The organism is Streptococcus infantis (assembly GCF_001579645.1).
Taxonomy (GTDB): domain Bacteria; phylum Bacillota; class Bacilli; order Lactobacillales; family Streptococcaceae; genus Streptococcus; species Streptococcus infantis_E.
The window spans coordinates 437,659-439,753 of the sequence record NZ_KQ970818.1; the positions used below are offsets into that span (position 1 = coordinate 437,659).

At 39.0% G+C, this 2,095-nt stretch carries 2 protein-coding genes and 1 pseudogene; all 3 read left to right on the top strand.

Annotation, left to right across the window (positions count from 1 at the left end):
- Window positions 1-205: 205 nt before the first annotated feature.
- Window positions 206-736 carry a YutD family protein gene (locus tag SINDD18_RS02035; RefSeq protein WP_061862906.1) on the top strand — a complete coding sequence of 177 codons (531 nt, stop codon included), beginning with the start codon at window positions 206-208 and terminating at the stop codon, window positions 734-736.
- A 20-nt stretch (window positions 737-756) separates the two neighbouring features.
- Complete coding sequence (gene rlmN, locus SINDD18_RS02040) at window positions 757-1,842, top strand: 23S rRNA (adenine(2503)-C(2))-methyltransferase RlmN (protein WP_061862907.1); 1,086 nt, start codon at window positions 757-759, stop codon at window positions 1,840-1,842.
- Window position 1,843: 1 nt separating this feature from the next.
- Window positions 1,844-2,095, top strand: a pseudogene (locus tag SINDD18_RS11085) (VanZ family protein); the annotation flags it as partial.

Below are 2,095 nucleotides of genomic sequence, written 5' to 3' on the forward strand. Positions count from 1 at the left end.
AGTAGTTGCACCGATTCTTGCAGCGATTGCAGCGGTAGCACTCTTTAAATTCCTTTACCTATAATCATTAAAACTGGGATATCCCAGTTTTCTTTTTGGAAATTTTTATTAGATTGTCAGATTTTTTTCTTTTTATCGGAAATGTGAAAATATCTAGAAAATATGGTAGAATAGAGTATTAAGAAATCGTTGAAAAAGGAAGATTATGCGTAAAGAAATTGCACCTGAATTATACAATTACAATAAATTCCCTGGTCCGGAATTTCATCTGAATGATACTAAGGTTGAAGCTGAAGGTTTTTCTTTTATCTTGGTTGAAAATAGCAAGGATGCTTTTGATGCAACGGCTTTTACTCAACGTTTTTCCGAAGTTTTAAACAAGTATGATTATATAGTAGGGGACTGGAGTAATGAACAGTTGCGCTTGCGTGGATTTTATAAAAATGAACGAGCTGAAGAATCTCTCGAGAAAATCAGTCGTTTGCAGGATTATCTACTTGAGTACTGTAGTTATGGTTGTGCCTATTTCGTTTTAGAAAACCAGGCGCCTAAACGAGCATCTTTCGACCAGAAGATTCGCAAAAAAGAGGAAGAAAAAGACTCTCGAAGAGGCAAGAAACCTTCCCAAAACAAGAAAAAAAATCATACAGAAAAGAGAAATAGACGTCGTCGAAAAGAGCAAAAACCTCAAAAAGAAGCTAAGGAAGAGCGTCATTTCGTTATTCGTCAGAAATGAGCGAATACTAAGGAGATAACATGAAACCATCAATTTATAGTTTAACCCGCCAAGGCATGCAAGAATGGGTCTTAGAGCAAGGAGAAAAGAAATTCCGAGCGGATCAAATCTGGGAATGGCTTTACCGTAAACGTGTTCAGACATTTGAAGAAATGACTAACTTATCAAAGGATTTGATTGCCAAACTCAACGAGCAGTTTGTGGTTAATCCTTTGAAACAACGTATCGTTCAAGAATCAGCCGATGGTACTGTGAAGTACCTCTTTGAGTTGCCTGATGGTATGTTGATTGAGACTGTACTGATGCGCCAGCACTACGGTTTGTCAGTTTGTGTAACCACTCAGGTAGGCTGCAATATCGGTTGTACCTTCTGTGCGTCAGGTTTGATCAAGAAGCAACGTGACCTCAATAACGGAGAAATTGTAGCTCAAATTATGTTGGTTCAAAAATATTTTGACGAACGTGGACAAGATGAACGTGTTAGTCATATCGTAGTTATGGGTATTGGAGAACCATTTGATAACTACAATAATGTTTTGAACTTTATCCGTACCATCAATGATGACAAGGGAATGGCTATCGGTGCTCGTCATATCACTGTATCAACTTCTGGCTTGGCTCATAAGATTCGTGATTTTGCAAATGAAGGAGTACAGGTCAACCTTGCTGTCTCACTTCATGCTCCGAATAATGAACTGCGTTCAAGCATCATGAAGATTAACCGTGCCTTTCCGATTGAAAAACTCTTTGCAGCGATTGAGTACTACATCGAAACAACCAACCGCCGTGTAACTTTTGAGTATATCATGCTAAATGAAGTCAATGACGGAGTCGAACAAGCACTTGAGTTGGCAGAATTGCTGAAAAACATTAAGAAATTGTCATATGTCAACTTGATTCCTTACAACCCGGTTAGTGAGCATGACCAATACAGTCGTAGTCCGAAAGAGCGTGTCATGGCCTTCTATGATACGCTCAAGAAAAAAGGCGTCAACTGTGTTGTTCGTCAGGAACATGGTACAGATATCGATGCGGCTTGTGGACAGTTGCGTTCAAATACCATGAAACGTGATCGCCAAAAAGCAGTAGCTGAAGTAAATCCATAAGATGAATCAAAAAAAATTACTAAGCCTGGGAATCGTGTTATACAGTCTTTGTATCGTCTGTTTTTGTTTTACTCCCCAGCCTCAACTTCCTACAGGAGTGGAAACTCCAGGTATTCAAACTATTGGACGCCTGGTTTTTCTTTTGACGCCTTTTAACTCTTTGTGGAACCTGGGAGAAGTAACCAGCCCTATACAACTGTTTTGGATTTTTTTGCAAAACGCCTTAAATGTCCTCTTGCTCTTCCCTTTAATT